This window comes from Christiangramia echinicola DSM 19838 (assembly GCF_000423065.1).
Classification (GTDB): Bacteria; Bacteroidota; Bacteroidia; order Flavobacteriales; family Flavobacteriaceae; genus Christiangramia; species Christiangramia echinicola.
In genome coordinates this window covers 241,347-263,111 of the sequence record NZ_AUHG01000011.1, presented here as the reverse complement: position 1 = coordinate 263,111, position 21,765 = coordinate 241,347, and the positions used below count along the sequence as shown (strand labels likewise).

Below are 21,765 nucleotides of genomic sequence, written 5' to 3'. Positions count from 1 at the left end.
ATAATAAAATTGTTGTTCTAAATAGAAGGATCTCACGAGGACTACTATAAGGACAATACTTATACTTTTAAAAAATTTATTTTCCATATTAAGAATATTTAATAACCAGATAGGCCGATACTTTTGCTGAAAATTTAACTTCACCTACTTTGCTGTATGAGATGAGTGTATCTAAACCTATCTGGTTCAACTAAGACAAGCAATCATTCCTACATATTAGAGCTTTTCTATTCCATTTTTTAGATTAGTAAATGCTGTATATTTTAACCTTCGTATATCGTTTATATGCTTTTGAATTTTTGATCGCAATAATATATGAGCACTGATGTAGGCATGATCACATTGGACATCTTCACACTCATTCTTTTCTTCCAGTTTTGGATGAAATATTTCACAACTCTTTAAAATGGTACTATTTGTTCGTCTGAGTTTAGAAAACTGGTTAAAGAGGTATATGGTTTCTACACGATTAATATTTGTTTTCTTGTTTAAAAATAAATTAAAGACATCTATATAAAACTCTATCTCTTGAGAAACGAAGTCTAATTCAGATTTCCATTGCTTAATTTCATTTTGGAGTCTGATAATTTCTATTTCCTCTTCATTATGATGTTCTTGAATGTTTTTTATCATAATTCACTTTGAATAAATCGGGTTCAATTTGTTTTACTTCTTTAATTTTTATGTGGCTTTCACCTAGCGGAAAGGTCCAGGTAATATTATCCCCTTGGGCATATCCAAATAATGCTAATCCCATAGGGGCCAGGACAGAGATCTTGTCCTTGCGAATATCACCTTTTTCTGGAGTAACAATTTGGTAAGTCCTTTCGACAGCATAGGGTGTTTCTATGGTAACTAATGAGTTCAATCGAATCACATCTGCCGGCATTTTTTCGTTAGAGACAATTTTCGCATCCTTAAGTTCTTCGTTGAGTTTGAAAATTGAGGCTTTGTAAGAGGTATCTTTATAATATATTGCCAGTGACATAATTTGTTTTAAGAAGTCATATTCTTTTTTTTCGATAATTAATTCTCTGTATTTCATTTCATTTGGTTTAATTCAACAATAGCTATGGGAAAATCCCCCGTTGGATATATGCTGTTTCTACTCGAGATATAGCTAGAATAAAGGCAGCTGTTCTCCAGTCTACGTTACGTTTATTCACCTCATTATGGATTTTATGAAAATTCTCGGTTAGTTTTTTCTGAATTTTAGCCATTACTTCTTCTAATTGCCACAATTCGCCATTTCTATTTTGCAACCATTCAAAATAGCTGCCAATAACTCCTCCTGAATTACAGAAAATATCAGGAATAATTGTTATTCCATTTGCCAATAAGATTTGTTCACCTTCTTTATCAGTGGGGCCATTCGCACCTTCTGCAACGATGGAAGCTTTAATTTTGAATGCATTTTCTCCGGTAATTTGATTCCCCAAAGCGGCCGGGATTACAATATCACAATCCAATCCAAAGAAATCATCGGCATTCATTTCCTCGGCACCATCAAAACCTTTTATTGAACCTTTTCTTGGTTCACAATGTTGTGCCAGGGCTTGGATGTCTATACCCTTAGCATTGTACAATGTAGCATGGGCATCCTGCACAGATATTAACTTGGCGCCGTCTAAAGTTAAAAAGTGAGATGCCCAGTACCCAACATTCCCAAAGCCCTGGACTATGAATTTTTTATCTTTTAAATTTTCTTCTTTAGTTTCCAATAATAATTTGATACTGAGGTAAACTCCGAATCCTGTAGCTCTATCTCTACCCTCCAATCCTCCAGCGCCTACTGGCTTTCCAGTAACAACATGTTGATTGTGTGATCGTTCTGAAGAAGAAATAGTGGACATAAAAGTATCTACGATCCATGCCATTGTCTGCGAATTGGTATTTACGTCCGGAGCAGGAATATCATGCTCAGGTCCAATATTTTCACCTAATGCATAAGTAAAACGTCTGGTGATACGTTCTAATTCTGAATCAGAATAATTTCGAGGATCGATTTGAATACCTCCCTTTGCACCTCCAAAAGGAAGTCCAGCCAGGGAAGTTTTCCAGGTCATCCACATAGCAAGAGCCTTTGCCGCATCAATATCTACAGTATCATGATATCTTAGCCCTCCTTTATAAGGTCCCAAAGCATTATTATGTTGAACACGATATCCTGTAAAAACTTCAACCTTTCCATTGTCCATTTTTACAGGAAAATGCACAATAATTTCATTATTTGTAATACCCAGAATTTTTCTAATATTGGGATTTAAATCTATGAGATCTGCCGTTTTGTTGAACTGGTTCATCACAGTCCCGTACATAGATTGTTTAGGTGCTTTTTTAGTATTTATCATTTTTTCTTATTGAAAGTGTTCACAATATAATTTTCTGTTTTCTCTCCAGGTGCAGGTTTTGCGATGGTCACAATTAAAGCACAGCCCTTTAAGCATTTCTTGGGTTATACCATTATGATGCCTTTTCGTGAAATAATTGGTTTCTACTTTTTCCTTGGTCAAATTCATCTGGTCATAGATTTATATTTTCTTGTTACAGAAAGTCAAATGCTATGCCCACGATAAACAAAAGAGGGTGTGAAACATCAAAACAACTGATTAACAGTGTTTTAAATTATAAATAAATTTAAAATTAATTTTTTGAACCGGGGAGAAACGCCCCGGTAGGGAGAAAAGGACCGCTGAGAAAAGATTTTATTTCAGCTTCTTCCGAAGGGTTTTGCGGTCAATTTGAAGAATTTCCGCAGCTCTGGTTTTGTTATTATCCACGCTGGCCATAATCTTCAGGATATGCTCTTTTTCAACTTGCTGTAAAGATTTTGAAATAGAAGAAATTGTGGGTGCAGGGTATTTGAAATAATCGGGAAGTTGCTCAATATCAATATTATGCTCGCTCATAATTATTGCTCTTTGTACTACATTTTCTAATTCTCTAACATTACCCGGCCAATCATAGCGTTCAAGTACTTGCAATGCCTTTGGTGTGAATTCAATATTTGGTTTGGCGTATTCTGCAGCATATTTCTTCAGAAAATTTTTTGCTAATAAAGGAATATCACTTTTATGATTTCTTAGAGGTGGAGTTTCTATATGCATCACATTAAGACGGTAGTAGAGATCTTCCCTAAAACTGCCATTTTCGACCATTTTTTGCAAATCACTGTTCGTAGCAGCAATTATACGAAGTTCAATTTTATGGGCTTTCTGTTCTCCTATACGTCTCACTTCTTTTTCCTGAAGCACCCGCAATAACCTGGTTTGAACCGTAAGCGGGGCAGTACCAATTTCATCCAAAAAAATAGTGCCTCTAGCTGCAGCTTGAAAAAAGCCGTCACGATTTTCGTTAGCGCCTGTAAACGCCCCTTTTTTATACCCAAAAAGTTCAGCTTCCAATAAATCTTCCGGTATAGCTCCACAATTAACTGCAATAAACGGGTTTGCTGCAAAGGAACCTTTATAATGAATAGCCCGTGCCACCAATTCCTTTCCTGTACCACTTTCTCCCTGGATAAGTACAGTGGCGCGGTTATTTCTCACTCGTTCTATGAGGTCAATTAAAAGTTCAATTTCTTTAGATTGACCAACGATTCCCGCGTAAACCATGGTTTTACCATTTGAGGGAGTATTATCTTTAGATCGTAGCGATTGTTTGGGAAGTGTTTTTTCAACAGAAGTTTTAAGTTCTTCCGTGGTAAAGGGTTTTACTAAATAATCTAATGCACCAGACTTCATTGCACTTAAGGCTCCATCTATGGAAGGGTACCCCGTTATTACCAATTTCGGCACCTTTGGAAAATGTTCTTCCACGTATTTTATAAGCTCCATTCCACCAATCCCAGGCATTTGTAGATCAGTAATGAGTAGATCTACTGCATTATATTTTAAAATATTTATGGCTTCAACAACCGATGCTGCCTTGTATGAATGAAAATTTTGCTCTTGAAGCTGACGTTGCACTAATTCAAGCATGTCATAATCATCATCAACAATGAGGATATTTGCTTTTTTTAGGGCCATAGCTTAAATCTTTAAAGGTAGTTTTATTTGAAACACTGTACCGGCAGGTTCATTATCAAAAGTAATAATTTCCCCGCGATGACTTTTGACGATACCATGAACTACACTTAGTCCCAGTCCTGACCCTTCTCCAACTGGTTTAGTGCTAAAAAAAGGTTCAAAAATCTTTGATTTTAGGTCGGTTGGAATTCCTGATCCCTCATCTTTTATCTCCAATTTAAAATATGTAGAAGTACTGGAAACCTCGATAGAGATAGTGCTCCATTTTGGTGAAGTATAAATGGCATTGATCAAAAGATTAAACAAAACCTGGGTAAACTGAATGGAATCTATCTGTGCTTCCAGGTTGGGATTGTCTATTTTGAAATTATAGTTGATTTCTGCTTTTTGAAAATTTTGAGACAATAATTTTAATGCCTGATCAATAACGGGTTTTATTTGTATAAAATCTTTGTGTTGGGGCATTTCACATGCAAAGTACATCAGCTTTTTCACGATTTCCCGAGAATAGATAGCTGCTTTAATAATTTTTTCAGTGTCTTTTTGAGTTTGATTCTCCTGGGAACTGGATTTAATTAATTCGGCAAAACCTAAAATATTGCCTAAAGGTGTATTTAATTCATGAGCAATACCGGCAGTAATTTCTCCTAGAATGGAGAGTCGATCATTTCTTTCGGCACTTCTTTTTAAAAGCTCTTCTTTTTTTATTATCTCCCGACGCTCAAAAAATTCACTTATTTCAATAGCAATCTTATTTAAAAGCTTCTGTTCTTCGTTTAAAAAATGAGCGTTGGCAATTTTTTTAATGTCATAATAAACTTTTATGAAACCCCTATTTTCTTGAAAAAGGTGGATGTTACTTTGTTGAACAATGGGGGCTTCCGGAAGATCTGAAGTCAATACTGAATAATCATCGAATTTCAGTTTTACGATGGCCTGATCAGGAAATAACCAGGCTCGTTGAGTGATCCTACAAATTTCTTCCAAGGTTTCTATAACAGAATCGGAATGTTTTCTGATGGCGGAAGAAACTTCATAAAGGCAAGAAAGCTCCTTTAGGCGTTCTTCTAATTTTTGAGCTAATGATATTTCAGGTGGCATTAAAAAACTATTTGATTCCTTAAAGGTCTGGAATATCCATCATTTTTCCATTTTTTAATTTTCCTAAAACTATCACATTCTTACTTTCTCTATATTCCTTTATCGCGAGCAGGAGTTGTTCCTTAGTGTCTCTTCGGATTTTAACACCCGTTTTTTTATTTTTATTTCGGACCTCTATATAATATCCGTCTCTTAGATCTTTTGGTTTAGTGGAAGGTCTTCCCATATTTTTTTTATTTTTACGAATTATTACTATATCAGATAAATCAGTTTCTAAACGGGATATTGAATAAAACCTCTTACTTACTTTTTTCAAATTCGGGGCAATCCAAACGAATATCAGAGTTTAGTAATTCTTTATTCAATAAATTACAATAATCCGTATTTTTATTTTTCCTATAAAAATTACATACGTAACAAGTACGTTGAACAGTTAAAATTCCATTTTGGTTTAGTTGGTGAATTAATTTGCTTAGAGTTTCAAATAAATTTTTTAGATCGGACTCTGAAATTTCTCCAAGTTGATCTTTAATTGGATTTGCAAAGTTCTCTGTTTCGTTAACTATTCTTTTTCCTTCTTCAGATAAAAGAATATTATAACTGCGCGTATCTTTGGAGTTATAGTCTTTAGTAATTAGCTCTTTTCGAGACATCACCTTAACAGCATCACTAATTGTAGCTTTCATAAGGTTAAATTCTTTGGCTAAATTACTCACATTACAAAATGAGGTTTTGTGATAGACTATAAAAATCAAAATTTGAATTTGAATCGGACTTATCCCGAACACTTTAGCTTTTTCCCAAAGAAGTACTTTAAAAGATTCTGATATACGTTCAAGACCAGCAACAATTTTACTCGAAAGATTGCGATTTTGATTATCAGGACTAAAAATGCTGATACTCATAATAAAAAGCCTGGCAAAAAGGATCGCCGGGTAAAGTTAGTAATGAATAATTTCACAACTGACTACTTTATTAGAAGTACCGTTGAGTGTGTTAAATATATAATTTCACTTTTAAAAATTAGGCCTTTACATCCTTCCATTGATGCGCCAAAATTGATGTGAAGATCCTAACAAAATAAAATTTATAGTAAAATAAAACCATAATCATAAATCTTATCAGCTAGAATTATATAATCATAGTTTACTATTTTTCCCAGGAGGCATCACCCCCCAACCTCCAATTTTTGGATAATCAATATTTCTCCCCAAATTCAATGTGAGCTCAATGTTTTATAGTAATACTTTCAAAATAAAAAAATCTCCGTTCAGAAATAATCGGGATGAGAGTCCTCTTAAAATACTGATCGAAATAATATTTGAGTCTTTCTAAATAATGATGATAACCTTATTTTTTAAAAATCGATTTCCATATTTTCTTTCCAAAAGTTATAACTGGAAGGACTGTAAAACCAACTACAAGTCCTACTAAAAATTCCCCAACGATAGATGGAAGACTATGAACGATGTCATGTATAAAATGAAGATTATGTACAAATATTCCTCCAGACACCAGTATTAAAGCTATGGTCCCAATAATACTCAAAGATTTAATCACCCATGGAAGTCCCTGAACCAGGAATCGACCAACTTTGTCTGAGAAACTATTATCACGCTCATTTAAATTAATAAGTTTTACTCCGAATTCATCCATTCTCACGATTAGACCAACAATTCCATAAACACCAATTGTAGCTATTACTGCGATAATAGAAACAACAAATATCTGATTCAATAATTCTGCCTGCTCTACTGAGCTTAAGGCTATTATTACGATTTCAACAGATAAAATAAAATCTACCAAAATAGCAGATTTAATTTTTTCCTGTTCGTGCTTCAACATTTCTTCTTTAGTAAGGTCCTGAAGATCATGTATGTCTTCCTTTTTTTTATGCGGAACAATCCATTCGTAAATTTTATGAGCGCCTTCATATGAAAGATAAAGTCCCCCGATAATAAGGATTATTTTAATGGCTATAGGAACAAATGCACTAAGTAAAAAAGCAATGGGTAGAATGATTAGTTTATTTATAAAAGAACCTTTAGTAATTGCCCATAGAACAGGAATCTCTCTGTCTGAAAGGAAACCGGAAGCTTTTTCAGCATTTACCGCGAGATCGTCCCCTAGAAGTCCGGCAGTTTTTTTGCCGGCAACCTTACTCATTGCTGCAACGTCATCCATTAATGTTGCGATATCATCCAAAAGAGCGAAAAATCCTGAAGCCATATTTACTCGAGTTTTGAGCGCGGTAAGTTCTGTTTTTATAATTAGAATTGGAAAAATTAATTCCTAACATTCCTATAAAAAATGCAGTATCTAACAATTATATTTTAAAATTAACCCTTTAGCATTCATCTTTGTACCAGAAGAATTAGATCAATGGGTAAGAAATAAAAATGACCACACAAATAGCAAAAAGACCACTGAAGAAAAGAACTTATCGTATATGTTCCCTAAAATGGGCAAATAAATTATATTAAAATAAACATCCTGATACCTGCAAAAGAACTGGTTAGATACTTAACGTGGTGCTATCGATTATTTTAAATATTCTTTTGATTTAATTATCGCGTAAATAAAAAAGTCCCGTTTCATGAGAACGGGACTTTCTAAAAGATTTGAAATTCGAAAATACTCTAAGCCGGAATCATTTTAGCTTTATCCTCTCTTTCCCAGTTTCGATGCATTCCAATGGCTTTAATAAAATCTGCTGGTTTCTTATTGATACAAACAGCTTTATCATCTTTGAAGTCTTTTCCGAAGGTCTCATCAAATAACTCCTCTCCTTCTGAATCTACTGCAATGGCTTTGCAATGCTTTAAACTTTCATTGATGAATTTCTTAGCCTTAGCATTATTTTTTAAAGCTTTTACACTTTTAGCTCCACCCGGAATATATATGGCATCAAATGCAACACTTTCAGTAGTCATTAATGCAGCGTCAACCGGATGCATTTCACCTTCAGAACATTTTACGTTTCCGCCATGAGTGGCAACAAGATTAACCACAGCATTCTTCTTTTCCAGGGCTTCTTTCATCTTACTTACATTCTCTGCATCAAAACCATCACTAACCAGAAACGCGATCTTTCTCGTCGCGATGCTATCAGTTTTGATATGCGTCTGACTCAAGGCTTCAGATTTGTCTATATAATCTTTTCTCTCCTGCGGTTCATTTTTCTTGCCATCATCATCTGCTCCAATAGCCTGATTTACCGGCTTCTCGATCTTAGAAGGCACTTTCATCCCTAGGTTGTCAGCAACTTTCTGGGCAAGGTCTTTATCGATCTTATTGATAAGCCAGAGCATTCTTTCTTTTATATGATCCTGAGTACACTTTCCAAGTTCAAAAGAATAGGCCTCAGCCACGTGATTCTTCTCCCAAGTTTCTAAACTTCTATAAAATATTCCAGGCTGTGAAAAATGATCGCTGAAACTCTCACTTCTGGCTCTTACTTTATTCGCATCAATTCTTTCTTCATAACTGGTGAACCCACCTTCAGCCATTTTAGCCATATGCGGGCATCCACCACCCATAGAATTCGGGAAATATGCCGTATTTCCCTTGTTAACGGTCATTCTCATATGTCCGTCACGTTGATTATTATGTGTTGGATTAATAGGTCGGTTTATTGGAATCTCATGAAAATTAGGACTCCCTAATCTTGATAATTGCGTATCTGTATAAGAGAATAACCTTCCCTGAAGCAACGGATCATTACTAAAATCTATTCCTGGAACAATATGACCAGGGTGAAAAGCAACCTGTTCTGTTTCTGCAAAGAAATTCTCAGGATTTCTATTCAGGGTCATTTTACCTATTCGCTGCACTGGCACTATTTCTTCAGGGATCAATTTTGTAGGGTCCAGAAGATCGAAATCAAATTTGTGTTCATCTTCTTCTGGCACCACCTGAATTCCTAACTCCCATTCAGGGAATTGACCAGAATCAATAGCATCCCATAGATCTCTACGATGAAAATCTGTATCTGCTCCATGAAGTTTTACCGCTTCATCCCAGGTTACTGATTTTACACCTAATAATGGCTTCCAGTGAAACTTAACAAAATGAGACTTCCCTTCTTTATTTATCAATCTGAAAGTATGAATTCCAAATCCTTCCATCATCCTGAAACTTCTAGGAATAGCCCGGTCGCTCATCGCCCATATATGATTATGTAAAGTTTCTGGTGTGCGAGAAACAAAGTCATAAAAAGTATCATGAGCTGAGGCTGCCTGCGGAATTTCACGATGTGGTTCTGGCTTTACCGCATGAATTAGATCTGGAAATTTCATAGCATCCTGAATAAAGAAAATCGGCATGTTATTTCCAACCAGGTCAAATACTCCTTCTTCCGTATAAAATTTAACTGCAAAACCTCGAACATCACGCGCCAAATCTGCCGAACCTTTAGAACCGGCTACGGTAGAAAAACGGGTGAAAACCGGTGTTTTTCTATTAGTATCTGTAAAAATTCCAGCCTTGGAATATTTCTCCTGACTTTCATATAATTCAAAATAACCATGAGCGGCGCTTCCTCTTGCATGAACAATCCTTTCGGGAATTCTCTCATGATCAAAATGCGTGATCTTTTCCCTTAAAATAAAATCTTCTAACAGTGTCGCACCCCGTTCTCCTGCCTTCAGGGAATTATTGGTATCATTTACCTTTACTCCCTGATTCGTGGTCATAGTTTTCCCTTCAGGATCAGATATGTTTTGCTCCAAATCCTTCTTTTTTCCATCTTTATTATCGTTCTCCATTTTTAATTTTTTGATTCCCTTAAAGTTATAATTATGAACCTAGAGCGATAATCAATAGATTGTTAAACATTCTTCAAACTTTTCTTAATAAGGTGTTTCTCACAAAACATAATTTCAATTCTTTAATCACCTTTTTGATAAAAGACAACCAGCTTAAAATAACTTCGGGAAAAATCTACCAGTCTTTTTCTTGTAATTTGAATAGTTCTCAAACCGGTCTGCCAACATTTTCTCTTCATATTTCAACTTATATAGAAAAAGTATATACAGGAAAATGGTTGTCAATACCCAAAAGAATGATTCCGTGAAAAAAGCATAACCGAAAAAGCTCAATAAAATCCCCGTATATATTGGATGTCTTATAAACTTATAAAGTCCGGTTTGCACTAATTCAGAATTTGATTTTGGAGATGGAAATGGTGATAGATTCCTATTTAATTGAAGAATAGCCAGCAGCAATACCACAAGGCCTAGAATAGCAATTATTGCAGCTACAATTTTAATAATATTAGGAAGGAGTAATTTAATCCATGCAAAATCTATTATAAATAATAGAAATAGTAAAAATTGGATTCCCACGAAAAGATAATCTTTAGTTTTTAAGTGCATTTTTTCATTTTAAAATCTCGCCTACAAAGACTTTTAACTCCGCCTATTCATTATTGGTTATCTAACATCTGATGTTTTCCGGGAAAATATTTAAATTCACGAGCCATTCAATAAATTCCAGTACAAACTAAAATATGAAAAAAATTCAGGTAGGTTTTTTAATGTCTTATGATTATGAACTGCTGAAAAAATCGATTCCTCCTGTATACGAAGAAGCCGATTCTATTTTCATCGCTCTGGATAAGGATCAGAAAACCTGGACTGGAACCAGGTTTGAAATTGATCCTGATTTCTTTTCCTGGTTAGAATCTTTCGACACCTCTAAAAAAATAATCATTTATAAGGATTGTTTCTATGATCCCAATCTCGATCCTATGGAAAATGAGGTTAGAGAACGTACTATGTTAGGCATAAAAATGGGGGTTGGGAACTGGCTAATTCAAATAGATAGTGATGAGTATTTTGTGAATTTTAAAGAATTCGTAAAAGACTTGAGATCTAAAGATGTTTACCTGGAACATCCTGAGAAAAACCAGGTGCAGATTGCGGGATTTTATATCAACCTTTATAAGTATGTAGAGGACGGGATATTATATGTTGATGAGTCCCGGAATCAAAAATTTGCCACTAATTTTCCTAGCTATAGAACCGGAAGAAATACCCGAAAAAGAGTTATCTACACTAAAAATCTTGTTCTGCATGAATGCCTATCCAGGACTGAAGAGGAGATAAGAACCAAGTTTGAAAACTGGGGTCATGCCCACCAGGTGAAATACAATGATTTTATTGATAAGTGGAGTAAGGTCAATAAGGACAATTATAGTGAACACCAGGACTTCTTTTACCTTGAACCTGAAAAATGGAAAAGATTAGATTACGTAAGAGGGCATTCAATTTCTGAAATTTCTAAGAATCTGAATTACTCTTCCTTAATGCCTTCAGATCTTTTTATCTGGAAGAAAAACTTCGGGCAATGGTTTAAATTTTTGATGAAATAAAACCTGATATAAGGCAGGCTTAAATTACCTGCCTTTTTTCGGCCTGAAATTTGATTTTAGTTCAATATTCAATAACTATTGTATCAGTCGCCCTACCCTCTGATCTCAATTCTAACCTAAGTATTATGAGATTATTTTACATTTTATTATTCGCCGTTTGCATAAACGTGCAGGCAAAAACGATCACCGGAATGGTTACAGATAATGATAACTTATCACTGCCGGGAGTTAATGTTGTGATCAAAGGAACATCCACAGGTACTACTACAAACATAGATGGAAAGTATTCCATAGAAGCCAAGGAAAATGATATCCTGGTTTTTAGTTTTGTAGGATTTAAGACAAAAGAAGTTCGAATAGGTGAAAAATCGGTTATTAATATTGTATTGGAAGACGATACTAGTTCTTTAAATGAAATAGTTGCAGTCGCAGATGAGCAATTAGTAACCGGATACACTCATGTTACCATGAGAGGTAAGTCTGCGATTTCCGGAACCCCAATTACGGCTAATGAATCTTACAACGAGATCGAAGAGAACATCTTTAAACTTGTTAAGACATCGCCTCTATCTACCTTTTCTATAGATGTCGACAAGGCAGGCTATAGTAATATTAGAAGAATGATAAATAGCGGCATCGAGATCCCGAAAGATGCAGTTAAGATCGAGGAAATGATCAATTACTTCAATTATGATTATAAAGAACCTGATGGAAAACATCCTTTTTCCATTCAAACAGAATTAGCGAAAACTCCCTGGAATGTTGAAACTAAAATTGTGAAAATAGGAATCCAGGGTAAAAATGTTCCGATGGAAAATGTTCCTGCATCAAACCTCGTTTTTCTTCTTGATGTATCTGGCTCTATGAATCAGCAAAATAAACTGCCGTTATTAAAATCGGCTTTTAAATTATTAACCAATCAGTTAAGAGAAAAGGACAAAGTTTCTATAGTAGTTTATGCTGGTGCCGCAGGTGTTGTGCTAGAACCCACTTCTGGTGATAATAAGATAAAAATTGAAGAAGCTTTAGGAAAGTTGAATGCTGGAGGTTCAACGGCTGGAGGGCAGGGAATAGAATTAGCCTATGAAATCGCCAGTAAGAATTTTATTGAAGGCGGAAATAATCGAGTGATTTTGGCCACAGATGGGGATTTTAATGTAGGCCTAAATAGTGATAATGCCATGAAGGATCTTATTGAGAAAAAAAGAGAATCAGGTGTCTTTTTAACGGCCCTTGGTTTTGGAATGGGGAATTATAAAGATTCAAAACTGGAGACTCTTGCGCAGGCCGGTAACGGAAATCATGCTTATATAGATTCCATGCAGGAAGCTCAACGAGTTTTAGGAACCGAATTTGGGGGAACGCTTTATACGATCGCAAAAGATGTGAAAATTCAGGTGGAATTCAACCCAGAAAATGTGCAGGCCTTCAGACTCATAGGATATGAGAACAGGCTACTGAATGATGAAGATTTTAATGATGACAAGAAGGATGCGGGAGAATTAGGGAGTGGCCATAATGTTACTGCCATTTATGAAATCATTCCTGCCGGTGTGAATAGCGATTATTTAAAAGATATCGACGATTACAAATATTCAAATCAAGTTCCAACAGCTACCAATTCAGGTGAACTTCTTACTGTAAAATTCAGATATAAAGAACCGGACGGTGAAAAAAGTAAGCTTCTGGAAGAGGTTGTTTATACCGCTTCTGAAAAAGAACTTTCAGAAGATTTTAATTTTATATCTGCTCTTGCTCTATTCGGAATGAATTTGAGAGAATCTGAATTCACCAATGGAAAAAAATTTCCTTTAGTCCTGGATCTCGCGGAAAAAGGAAGAGGAAATGATAACGAAGGTTACCGTGCCGAATTTATCAGGCTGGTAAAAAGCTATGAAAGCACGAACGATATAGCTGAGGAATAATTTTATTCCCCAATTTTAATTGACGGATCTAATCTATGTTAGGTCCTTTTTTTATTCAGTTAGTTTCTGTCTTCGAACGCGACAACCTTATTAGAAGATCTAATAAAATTGGATTTTATCCTATTGTTTGGATATTTTCCAATTATACTGTAATTTTCCACCATGAAAGATGCGAAGTTCGCCATTACCGATATTGAGACTACCGGCAACGGGATAAAGGGCAATAGAATAACGGAAATTTGCGTGATGGTTGTACAAAACGGAGAATTAATAGATCAATATTCTTCCCTGGTAAATCCAAGTCAGTCAATTCCATTATATATTGAAAGTCTTACCGGTATCAATGATGAGATGGTGAGCAACGCCCCTCAGTTTTCTGAAATTGCAGACGAAGTAGAAAAGATCACCAGGGACTGTATTTTTGTGGCACATAATGTGAGTTTCGACTATAATATTCTACGTGCTGAATTCTCTAATATCAACAGGGATTTCAAAAGAAAGCGCATTTGTACGGTTCGTTTAACGAAGAAACTTATTCCCGGACTTTTCTCTTATAGCCTTGGTAATATTTGTACCAGTATCAATATTCCGCACTTTGACAGGCATCGTGCCGGAGGCGATTGCGAGGCTACAGTAACGCTGTTTCAACGTTGTGTTTCCCTGGATCCTGAATATGAAGTGATCACTGAGTTTCTTAACCGAAAGACCGGAGCAGCTTACCTGCCTCCAAACTTCAAAAATTCTGATTTTGAAAAATTACCGAAGGAAACCGGAGTTTACTTTTTTAAGGATAAGGATGGGATTCCTTTATATATAGGGAAAGCAAAAAACATAAAAAGCCGAATTAAATCTCATTTTCAGGAGCGATCTAACCGGAAGTACAAATTGATGCAGGAAACTTACAGTATTGATTATGAGCTTACCGGGAATGAATTTTTAGCGCTTTTGAGAGAATCAGATCTTATTCTGAAATACTATCCGAAATTCAACAAAGCTCAGAAAAAATATACAAAACCATATACACTTACCTCCTATCATAATCAAAAAGGTATTGAGGTTTTTGCACTTCATAAAAACAAGATCTCACCGGTGAACTGGATGAAATTTTATACCCGGGAAGAAGCGATAAAATTTATGGAATATGTATGTGAAAAATTTGAATTATGTCCCAAGTACGCCGGGTTACAAAGAGGCGTTACGACCTGTGATCATTATAAGATTCATAGTTGCAGCGGAGTTTGTAAAGGTCAAATTGAGGTTGATGATTATAATGATCGTGTGGCCCATGCGCTAGATTTTATAAATCAATATGAGAACTCATGTTTGATCATGGAAAAAGGCCGAACGAAGGAAGAAAAATCTTTTATTTACCTGGATAAAGGAAGATATGCGGGCTACGGATTTATTAATAATTCAGAGGATTTTTCACATCCGGAAGATTTTAGAAATTATTTGATTCCACAGAAAAATTCAAGTTATACAGACCGCCTGGTGAGCCGTTACATTAATACCAAAAACAATCTAAATAAACTCCCACTCAATAGCATTGAAGAAGTGATAGAAAATGAACCGGCAGATTGGTTTCATTAGTTTTCCACGATTAGCATTTTAAATCTGTCTTATTCTTACTTTTTTCTTCTTCAACCTGGAATTATCCAAAGCCTGGATGATACCGGTTGCTTTTACAGCTGCCACAGATACAAAGCTACAGTCCTGTTTTAATTCAATGGTACCTAATTCATCCTTATTAAGTCCTCCTTGTTTGAAGAACAATCCAGCAATATCACCCTTAGATATCTTATCTTTTCGTCCACCAGAAATAAACAGTGTTTTCCATTCAGTTTCTCTTTTAAGTGAATTATTTTCAAGTTTTTGAATAGCAGATTCGGCAATGAACTCTGGAAGATCCTCTTTCGCCCATTTTAATACATAAGCGGTTCCCTCTGCTTGCATTCTCGCTGTTCTTCCATTTCTATGGGTGAATTCAGCTTCTTTTAACGGAAGTTGATAATGAATGATAAAGTTCAACTCTGGAATATCAATTCCTCGAGCAGCAAGATCTGTAGCAATAATTATTCGATGAGTTCCATTTCTGAATTTGATCAAAGCTCTTTCCCTATCCTGTTGCTCCATTCCGCCGTGAAAAGTTCCGTGCGAAATTCTGTTTTCGTTAAGAAAATCACTTACACGCTGTATGCTATCTTTATAATTGCAAAATATGATACCTGGTTTATTATCGATATGAGCAAGAAGATCCAAAAGACTTTCTAATTTATCCCGATCTGGAGAATTTAAGGTCTTTACCTTCAGCAAAGGTGCCTCCTCCTGAAGATAGTTTATCTCCGTGGGGTCTTTCATCCCAACAAAACGTGGAATTTCAACATTCCTGGTAGCCGAGGTTAAAATTCGTTTTTCAATAGAGGGCAAAAGATCAAAAATTTCAGACATTTCGTCCTTAAACCCAATTTCCAGGGATTTATCAAATTCATCAAGGATTATGGTCTTTATATCTTCTGAAGAGAATGTTTCTCTTCTCAAATGATCTGCAAGTCTGCCAGGAGTTCCAATTAGGATAGCTGGGGGATGTTTAAGGTCAACCTTATCTTTTGCCGAAGATCTGCCGCCGTAAACTGCATTAGCTTTAAAACCGGTCCCCATCTCCCTGATCACCTGTTCTATTTGAATAGCCAATTCTCTCGAAGGCACCAGGATCATCGCCTGTACATTAGAAACCTCAACATCGAGTTCATCTAAAAGCGGTAGCAAAAAAGCCAGTGTTTTACCAGTTCCGGTGGGAGATAACAAAATTGTATTTTTTGAAGAATTTATAGCTTTAGCTGTTTCTTTTTGCATAGCATTCAGCTCGGTGATCTTCAATTTATTCAGAATTTCTTCTTCAGATTTTATATAATTGGCCATGGCGCAAAAGTACAGCTAATTGTAGAGTTTAATCATTATGAAATCTTATACCTTTGGAGGGATCCTAAAATCAAAAAAATGCATCCTGAGAATATACATAATAAACCCTATGATTTTGATGTACTCACTGATGCGATACCTGAACTTTCTCAGTACGTTTTTGAAAATAAATATGGAACTAAAACCATTGATTTCTCAGATCAGGATGCCGTTCTTAAACTGAATAAGGCTTTATTGAAGTATCACTACGGGATTGATAACTGGAGTATCCCTAAGGATTATTTATGCCCTCCCATTCCTGGAAGAGCAGATTATATTCATCATTTAAATGATCTGTTATTAGAGGAGAATATTCACGTTCAAATAAAAGGAATTGATATAGGCGTTGGTGCCAATGCCATCTATCCCATCTTAGCAAATAGCATATACGGTTGGAAAATGCTGGGAACAGATATTGAAGTAAAATCTGTTGAGATGGCAAGGACAAATATAAACTCCAATGAAAAGCTTTCAGAAAATATCGAGATCATTCAGCAAAAGGATCGTGGTAGTATTTTCAAAGGTATTATCAAAGAGGACGATTATTACCATTTCAGTATGTGTAATCCACCTTTCCATGCTTCAGAAAAGGAAGCACAAAAGGCTAATTCCAGAAAGGTTAAAAATCTTAATCTTAAAAATTCCTCAGATCTGAATTTCGGCGGACAAGCAAATGAACTTTGGTGCAATGGTGGAGAAGCACTCTTTATTAAAAGATTGATAAAGGAAAGTGTACTTTTTAAAAATCAGGTAGGTTGGTTTACAAGTCTCGTTTCTAAAAAAGAGAACCTTCCGAAGATTTATAAACAATTGAAAAAAATCGGTGCAAGTTATAGAACTATTGAAATGGGTCATGGTAATAAGAAAAGCAGAATTATAGCCTGGAAATTCGAGTAAATTGAAACTTATGTTTCATAAGATCATAAATAGAAATAATGTAATAATTCTTCACATTTTAAAGTTGATTATCAAAAATTCGGGTTTATTGCGTTAATTTTCGTAAATAGTATTACTTAAGGAGGTTATCTTGACGAATTAAGCACGAATGGAAAACAATCAAGTATTTGATAATTTATATAAGCGTCTAAAAAATGAGCTTCCATATTATCTATACTATCACTGTCCAGAACATACTTTAAGTGTTATGGAACGTGCAGTATTTCTGGCGAAAAAAGAGAATTTATCTAATGCGGAAATTTATTTAATTAAAGTTGCTGCGCTTTATCATGATGCTGGATTTTTAATAGGCAGGGAAGATCACGAAACCAAAAGCTGTAACCTTGCCTCCAAAGAACTGCCAGAATATAATTTCTCAAAGAAGGAAATTATAACCATATGCGGAATGATAAATGCCACGCGTATTCCACAGAAAACACATAATAATTACGAAAATATTGTAGCGGATGCAGACCTTTTCTATCTGGGTACTGAAGAATATGACTTCTATTCAGAAAAATTATATCTGGAATTAAAACATTTTAATCCAGAAATTACTGATAAAGAATGGGTGAAAATTCAGCTTGATTTTCTTAAAGCTCATCACTTTCATACAGATTATGCCCTTAAATTTCTGGCACCAGTAAAAGATAAACATTTCAAGAATCTAGCCAGATTATGGGCTAAAATGTAATGATCAAATTTTGCTAATTTTCACTTAGTAGGATAATTGAAAAATTAACTATAACTTTAAATTTCAAAGTTTTTGTTATCGAGTAAGTATATAGCATAGGTGATATTTCAACCTTATTCTTTAACTAACCAACTCAAGAAAAGGGATAGCGATTGTTATCCCTTTTTTATTTTCTGATATCTACTTTAGTTTTTTTATTTTGAAATATCGTATATCAGCTTTAGAAAAAGAATTGGTGAACTATATTAGAAATAATACGGCAATCCTTTAAAGTGTAATTTCTACTCCAAAACTATTACTTCAGAATGTCTCACAGCATATTAGGGTGATGTCTGGCTGGCTTTAGGTCTTTCAATTTTATATGGTGGCGAATTTATGTCCGGAATTAATTAACACAATTCTGGTTTCTGGTGTTATTTCCTTTCAATTTACGAGTGTAAAAGTTTAGATTTTCAGAGGTGAAAATGTGGATATTGGATCTATGGTGTATATTTAAAGGCCTCCATTCTGATTGTTAGTGGTACTCTACTATCTTTCTAAGAAAGCTTTGGTTTGGGATAAAGGCTAATGTATTATAAATGAAAAATGCTCCATAATTGGAGCATTCTATATTAAAAAATTAAGATATCATTCTAAAAGTAACAACTACCTTTTCTTCTTCCTGGATTAGCTGAACTATCAAAGATTTTAAAACTTATACTAAGAAGTATTTGATTGAGTCTAGAGTCATCAAAATCTGCAGTATTAATACCATAACCATCAGCACCTCCATTAACAATATTAATAATGTAAGGTTCTTTCGATGCAAATGTTCTATCATACCTTAGATCCAATTCAAATCTACCAAATGCTGCTTTAATTCCTGCCTGTCCGGCTAAAGGACTATTTTGAACTATAACAGGTTGATCAGGCTCATTTCCCTCTAAAGTAGCGTCTAATATTTTCTGATAAGCTGGACCTGCATAAATATCTACTGGACCCCATACATTATACCCCAATAATAAAGGAACACTTATTTTTTCCAAGGCATACGTTGAAGGCTGAGTAGGAAAATCAAATTCCGTTTCCATCGCGCTATAAATAAGTTCTGGGCGTATTAAAAATTTATCGAATCTAACTTCAAAAAAACCACCTCCGTGATATTTAAATTTCGAGTCTGCTTCAACGGTTCCTCCAAAATCGGTTCCGCCGCCTACTCTACCCGTTATCTGACCTCCTGAGACATAACTAGGACCACCCTTGATACCAAAGCTAAATTCCTGAGCGTTAGTTGCTGAAAAGCATAACAAACCAATAATAAGTAGATAAAGTGCTTTATTCATATTCATAGTATAATTCGTGGACTGTCGGGGTTAAATATATCAATTTAATAGACTATTCAAATAGTTCAACCTATGTTTTTAACGTAAAAATTTCTAATTGAGTATCCTAAAATAGAAAAAGCACCAGGTTATGGTGCTTTCTAATTTTATATAGATTCTATCTAATCGCTAGTTTTTTCACCTTCCCATTCAGAAAAACCTCCTAGAAGATTGTAAGTTTCACTGAATCCCATTTGGTCTAATAAAGTACAGGCTTGTGAACTTCTTTTACCTGAACGGCAATAGATATAATAATGCTTGGACTTATCTAATTTTTCAACTTCATTGATGAATCCCTGTCCTTTATAAATATCAATATTTTTAGAATTTGGGATATATCCTTCTTCTACTTCCTCTTCGGTACGTACATCAAGAATTACAGAATCTTTATCGTTTTTTAATTGGTTCTGCCATTCTTCCTGACTTAATTCTTTCATAGTAGTTAAGTTTATAATTGGTGTTGTAAAGATAATCTAATTTTTTGGCTGAGAAATCTGAAACGCCCAATCAGAAAAATTTAACAGAATATTAAAATATTCATTAACCTAATTTACTACATTTGTATATACAACAATTGTAAGTACAAATGAAAATTGAAGAATTACTTAAAACGAATGAGATGCCGGAAGCAAAGAAGCTGGTATTGAATATTATTGTTACTGCAAATTATTTAAGTGAAGGGCTTGCCGAAATTTTAAAGCCTTTCGAAATAAGCAGTCAGCAATTCAATGTTTTAAGAATTTTACGAGGGCAACAGGGGAAACCAGCGAATCTTTCTACAATTCAGGAAAGAATGGTTTCGAAGATGAGTAATACTACCAGATTAGTCGACAAGCTGGTAGATAAAAATCTTTGCGCAAGAATTGTATGTCCTTCGAACAGAAGGAAAATTGAAATTAGAATTACCGAATTGGGATTAAAATTGCTAGAAAAATTAGATCCGTTAATTAAGGATCACGAAGAAAGTATTGCTAAGAAAATAAACCAAAAAGAAATTTTATCACTAAACACTAAATTAAATGAGCTTAGAAGTTAGTACAAGAAGCACCTACAATGATGATCTTAATTGGCGGTATGCCACGAAGAAATTCAATCCAGAAAGGGAAATTAGTCAGGAAGACCTGAATATTCTATTAGAAAGTATTCAGTTGACTGCTTCATCCTATGGTTTACAACCTTATGAGGTTATCGTAGTAAAAGATCAAGCTACCAGAGAAAAATTAAAGGAAGTTGCCTGGAACCAGACTCAGATCACAGACGCATCTTACCTATTAGTATTTGCAAATTTAAAGTCGGTAACAGAAAATTATGTCTACACCTACCTGGACAATATAGCTAAAACTCGTAATCTATCACGAGAAGACCTTAAAGGTATGGAAGACATGATTAAAAATACCACCCTTAAACTTCCAGCAGAATCTCAAAATGCATGGGCGTCCAAGCAAGCATATATCGCGCTAGGGAATTTACTATCTGCAGCAGCAAATTTAAAGATCGATACCTGCCCTATGGAAGGTTTTGACGCTGAAAAATTCGATGAGATTCTTGGATTAAAAGATAGAAATCTAACCACGGCTGTGATAGCGCCAATAGGTTATAGAAGTGAAGATGATCAATATCAACACCTGGCCAAAGTAAGAAAATCAAAATCAGATCTAATAGAAGTAATTTAAAAATTAAAAATCAATAACTATGAAAAATAGAATTTTAAAAGGCGGACTAGCTGCTGTAATCGTTTTAGCAACCGTAGCATTTACAAATACGAAAAAAGAAGTAGATGTTGAAGCAAGTACAATTGCCTGGACTGGAGAAAAAGTAACTGGTTCCCACAATGGAACTATTGAGCTTAAAAGTGGTCACATTATGATGGAAGACGATAAGATCGTAGGAGGAGAATTTGTAATGGATATGAGTTCTATTACTGTAACTGATCTTTCTGGTGAAAATAAAGGGAAACTGGAAGGTCATTTGAAGTCTGAAGATTTCTTCGGAATTGAAAAGCATCCAGAGGCGAAACTTGTGATTACAAGTGCTGCATCTAAAGGAAACGGTAAATATGGAATTGTTGGAGATCTTACGATCAAAAATGAAACTCATCCAATTACTTTCGACCTTAGCGTAAATGAAGATTCAGCAAAAACTCATCTTACAATAGACAGATCTAAATATAATGTAAGATATGGTTCAGGAAGTTTCTTCGATAACCTGGGAGACAAGACGATTTATGACAATTTCGAACTTGATGTAAACCTTAAGTTCTAATTCTGAAAGTCCCGGAACCCTACTTCCGGGATTTTTATTTGAAAAAATGTTTGTTTAGAATAATTTCATCTCTATCTTTGAAGTCATGTTAAAAATGAATAGAAATAACTGGTGGTGGAATAACTTA

At 34.9% G+C, this 21,765-nt stretch carries 21 protein-coding genes; 8 read left to right on the top strand and 13 right to left on the bottom strand.

Going from position 1 to position 21,765, the window contains the following annotated elements; translation table 11 throughout:
• Positions 1-216: 216 nt before the first annotated feature.
• The 10 genes from G530_RS0106265 to G530_RS0106215 form a co-directional block, all read right to left on the bottom strand.
• Positions 217-633 (bottom strand): hypothetical protein, encoded by a 417-nt coding sequence (locus tag G530_RS0106265; protein WP_026933719.1) that lies wholly within the window; start codon positions 631-633, stop codon positions 217-219.
• Positions 605-1,045, bottom strand: a complete 441-nt coding sequence (locus tag G530_RS0106260) for a GreA/GreB family elongation factor (protein ID WP_026933718.1) — start codon at positions 1,043-1,045, stop codon at positions 605-607. The genes G530_RS0106265 and G530_RS0106260 overlap by 29 nt, the downstream gene beginning before the upstream one ends.
• A 25-nt stretch (positions 1,046-1,070) precedes the next feature.
• Positions 1,071-2,351, bottom strand: a complete 1,281-nt coding sequence (locus G530_RS0106255) for a Glu/Leu/Phe/Val family dehydrogenase (protein WP_026933717.1) — start codon at positions 2,349-2,351, stop codon at positions 1,071-1,073.
• A gap of 354 nt (positions 2,352-2,705) precedes the next feature.
• The gene (locus G530_RS0106245; RefSeq protein ID WP_026933716.1) at positions 2,706-4,028 is read right to left on the bottom strand and encodes a sigma-54-dependent transcriptional regulator; all 1,323 of its coding nucleotides are present in this window, start codon (positions 4,026-4,028) and stop codon (positions 2,706-2,708) included.
• Positions 4,029-4,031: 3 nt separating this feature from the next.
• On the bottom strand, positions 4,032-5,129 hold the full coding sequence (locus G530_RS0106240) for a sensor histidine kinase (RefSeq protein ID WP_026933715.1): 1,098 nt from the start codon (positions 5,127-5,129) through the stop codon (positions 4,032-4,034).
• Between the two features lie 19 nt (positions 5,130-5,148).
• Positions 5,149-5,355 carry a hypothetical protein gene (locus G530_RS0106235; protein ID WP_026933714.1) on the bottom strand — a complete coding sequence of 69 codons (207 nt, stop codon included), beginning with the start codon at positions 5,353-5,355 and terminating at the stop codon, positions 5,149-5,151.
• 73 nt (positions 5,356-5,428) lie between these two features.
• Complete coding sequence (locus G530_RS0106230) at positions 5,429-6,034, bottom strand: MarR family winged helix-turn-helix transcriptional regulator (RefSeq protein WP_026933713.1); 606 nt, start codon at positions 6,032-6,034, stop codon at positions 5,429-5,431.
• Between the two features lie 445 nt (positions 6,035-6,479).
• Positions 6,480-7,358, bottom strand: coding sequence for a DUF808 domain-containing protein (locus G530_RS0106225; RefSeq protein ID WP_026933712.1), 879 nt, complete (start codon positions 7,356-7,358; stop codon positions 6,480-6,482).
• A 410-nt stretch (positions 7,359-7,768) separates the two neighbouring features.
• Positions 7,769-9,895, bottom strand: coding sequence for a catalase (locus G530_RS0106220; RefSeq protein ID WP_026933711.1), 2,127 nt, complete (start codon positions 9,893-9,895; stop codon positions 7,769-7,771).
• A 153-nt stretch (positions 9,896-10,048) separates the two neighbouring features.
• Entirely contained in the window at positions 10,049-10,504 is a 456-nt protein-coding gene (locus G530_RS0106215) for a methyltransferase family protein (protein ID WP_026933710.1), read from the bottom strand.
• Between the two features lie 134 nt (positions 10,505-10,638).
• Between G530_RS0106215 and G530_RS0106210 the strand changes: the two genes are divergently transcribed.
• The 3 genes from G530_RS0106210 to G530_RS0106200 all read left to right on the top strand — a co-directional run bounded on the left by G530_RS0106210 (position 10,639) and on the right by G530_RS0106200 (position 15,017).
• Positions 10,639-11,502 carry a hypothetical protein gene (locus G530_RS0106210; protein ID WP_026933709.1) on the top strand — a complete coding sequence of 288 codons (864 nt, stop codon included), beginning with the start codon at positions 10,639-10,641 and terminating at the stop codon, positions 11,500-11,502.
• A gap of 125 nt (positions 11,503-11,627) precedes the next feature.
• A complete protein-coding gene (locus tag G530_RS0106205; protein WP_026933708.1) occupies positions 11,628-13,427 on the top strand; it encodes a vWA domain-containing protein in 1,800 nt (599 codons plus the stop codon).
• A 162-nt stretch (positions 13,428-13,589) separates the two neighbouring features.
• A complete protein-coding gene (locus tag G530_RS0106200; protein WP_026933707.1) occupies positions 13,590-15,017 on the top strand; it encodes an exonuclease domain-containing protein in 1,428 nt (475 codons plus the stop codon).
• 18 nt (positions 15,018-15,035) lie between these two features.
• Here the strand turns inward: G530_RS0106200 and G530_RS0106195 are convergent, their stop codons facing one another.
• Positions 15,036-16,346, bottom strand: a complete 1,311-nt coding sequence (locus G530_RS0106195; protein WP_026933706.1) for a DEAD/DEAH box helicase — start codon at positions 16,344-16,346, stop codon at positions 15,036-15,038.
• Between the two features lie 78 nt (positions 16,347-16,424).
• Here G530_RS0106195 and rlmF point away from each other — a divergent pair, with 78 nt between their 5' ends.
• Both rlmF and G530_RS0106185 read left to right on the top strand, forming a co-directional pair.
• Positions 16,425-17,282, top strand: a complete 858-nt coding sequence (gene rlmF, locus G530_RS0106190; RefSeq protein ID WP_026933705.1) for a 23S rRNA (adenine(1618)-N(6))-methyltransferase RlmF — start codon at positions 16,425-16,427, stop codon at positions 17,280-17,282.
• 148 nt (positions 17,283-17,430) lie between these two features.
• On the top strand, positions 17,431-18,015 hold the full coding sequence (locus G530_RS0106185; RefSeq protein WP_026933704.1) for an HD domain-containing protein: 585 nt from the start codon (positions 17,431-17,433) through the stop codon (positions 18,013-18,015).
• Between the two features lie 632 nt (positions 18,016-18,647).
• Here G530_RS0106185 and G530_RS0106180 read toward each other — a convergent pair.
• Together G530_RS0106180 and G530_RS0106175 are read right to left on the bottom strand one after the other, a co-directional pair.
• Entirely contained in the window at positions 18,648-19,337 is a 690-nt protein-coding gene (locus G530_RS0106180; protein WP_026933703.1) for a porin family protein, read from the bottom strand.
• A gap of 161 nt (positions 19,338-19,498) precedes the next feature.
• On the bottom strand, positions 19,499-19,813 hold the full coding sequence (locus G530_RS0106175) for a rhodanese-like domain-containing protein (RefSeq protein WP_026933702.1): 315 nt from the start codon (positions 19,811-19,813) through the stop codon (positions 19,499-19,501).
• Positions 19,814-19,962: 149 nt separating this feature from the next.
• Between G530_RS0106175 and G530_RS0106170 the strand changes: the two genes are divergently transcribed.
• From G530_RS0106170 to G530_RS0106160, 3 genes are read left to right on the top strand one after another with little or no spacing between them, the layout of a single operon-like run.
• Positions 19,963-20,412 (top strand): MarR family winged helix-turn-helix transcriptional regulator, encoded by a 450-nt coding sequence (locus tag G530_RS0106170; protein WP_026933701.1) that lies wholly within the window; start codon positions 19,963-19,965, stop codon positions 20,410-20,412.
• Positions 20,396-21,049 carry an NAD(P)H-dependent oxidoreductase gene (locus G530_RS0106165; protein ID WP_026933700.1) on the top strand — a complete coding sequence of 218 codons (654 nt, stop codon included), beginning with the start codon at positions 20,396-20,398 and terminating at the stop codon, positions 21,047-21,049. The genes G530_RS0106170 and G530_RS0106165 overlap by 17 nt, the downstream gene beginning before the upstream one ends.
• A gap of 19 nt (positions 21,050-21,068) precedes the next feature.
• Positions 21,069-21,638, top strand: a complete 570-nt coding sequence (locus tag G530_RS0106160) for a YceI family protein (RefSeq protein WP_026933699.1) — start codon at positions 21,069-21,071, stop codon at positions 21,636-21,638.
• The last annotated feature ends 127 nt before the right edge of the window (positions 21,639-21,765 follow it).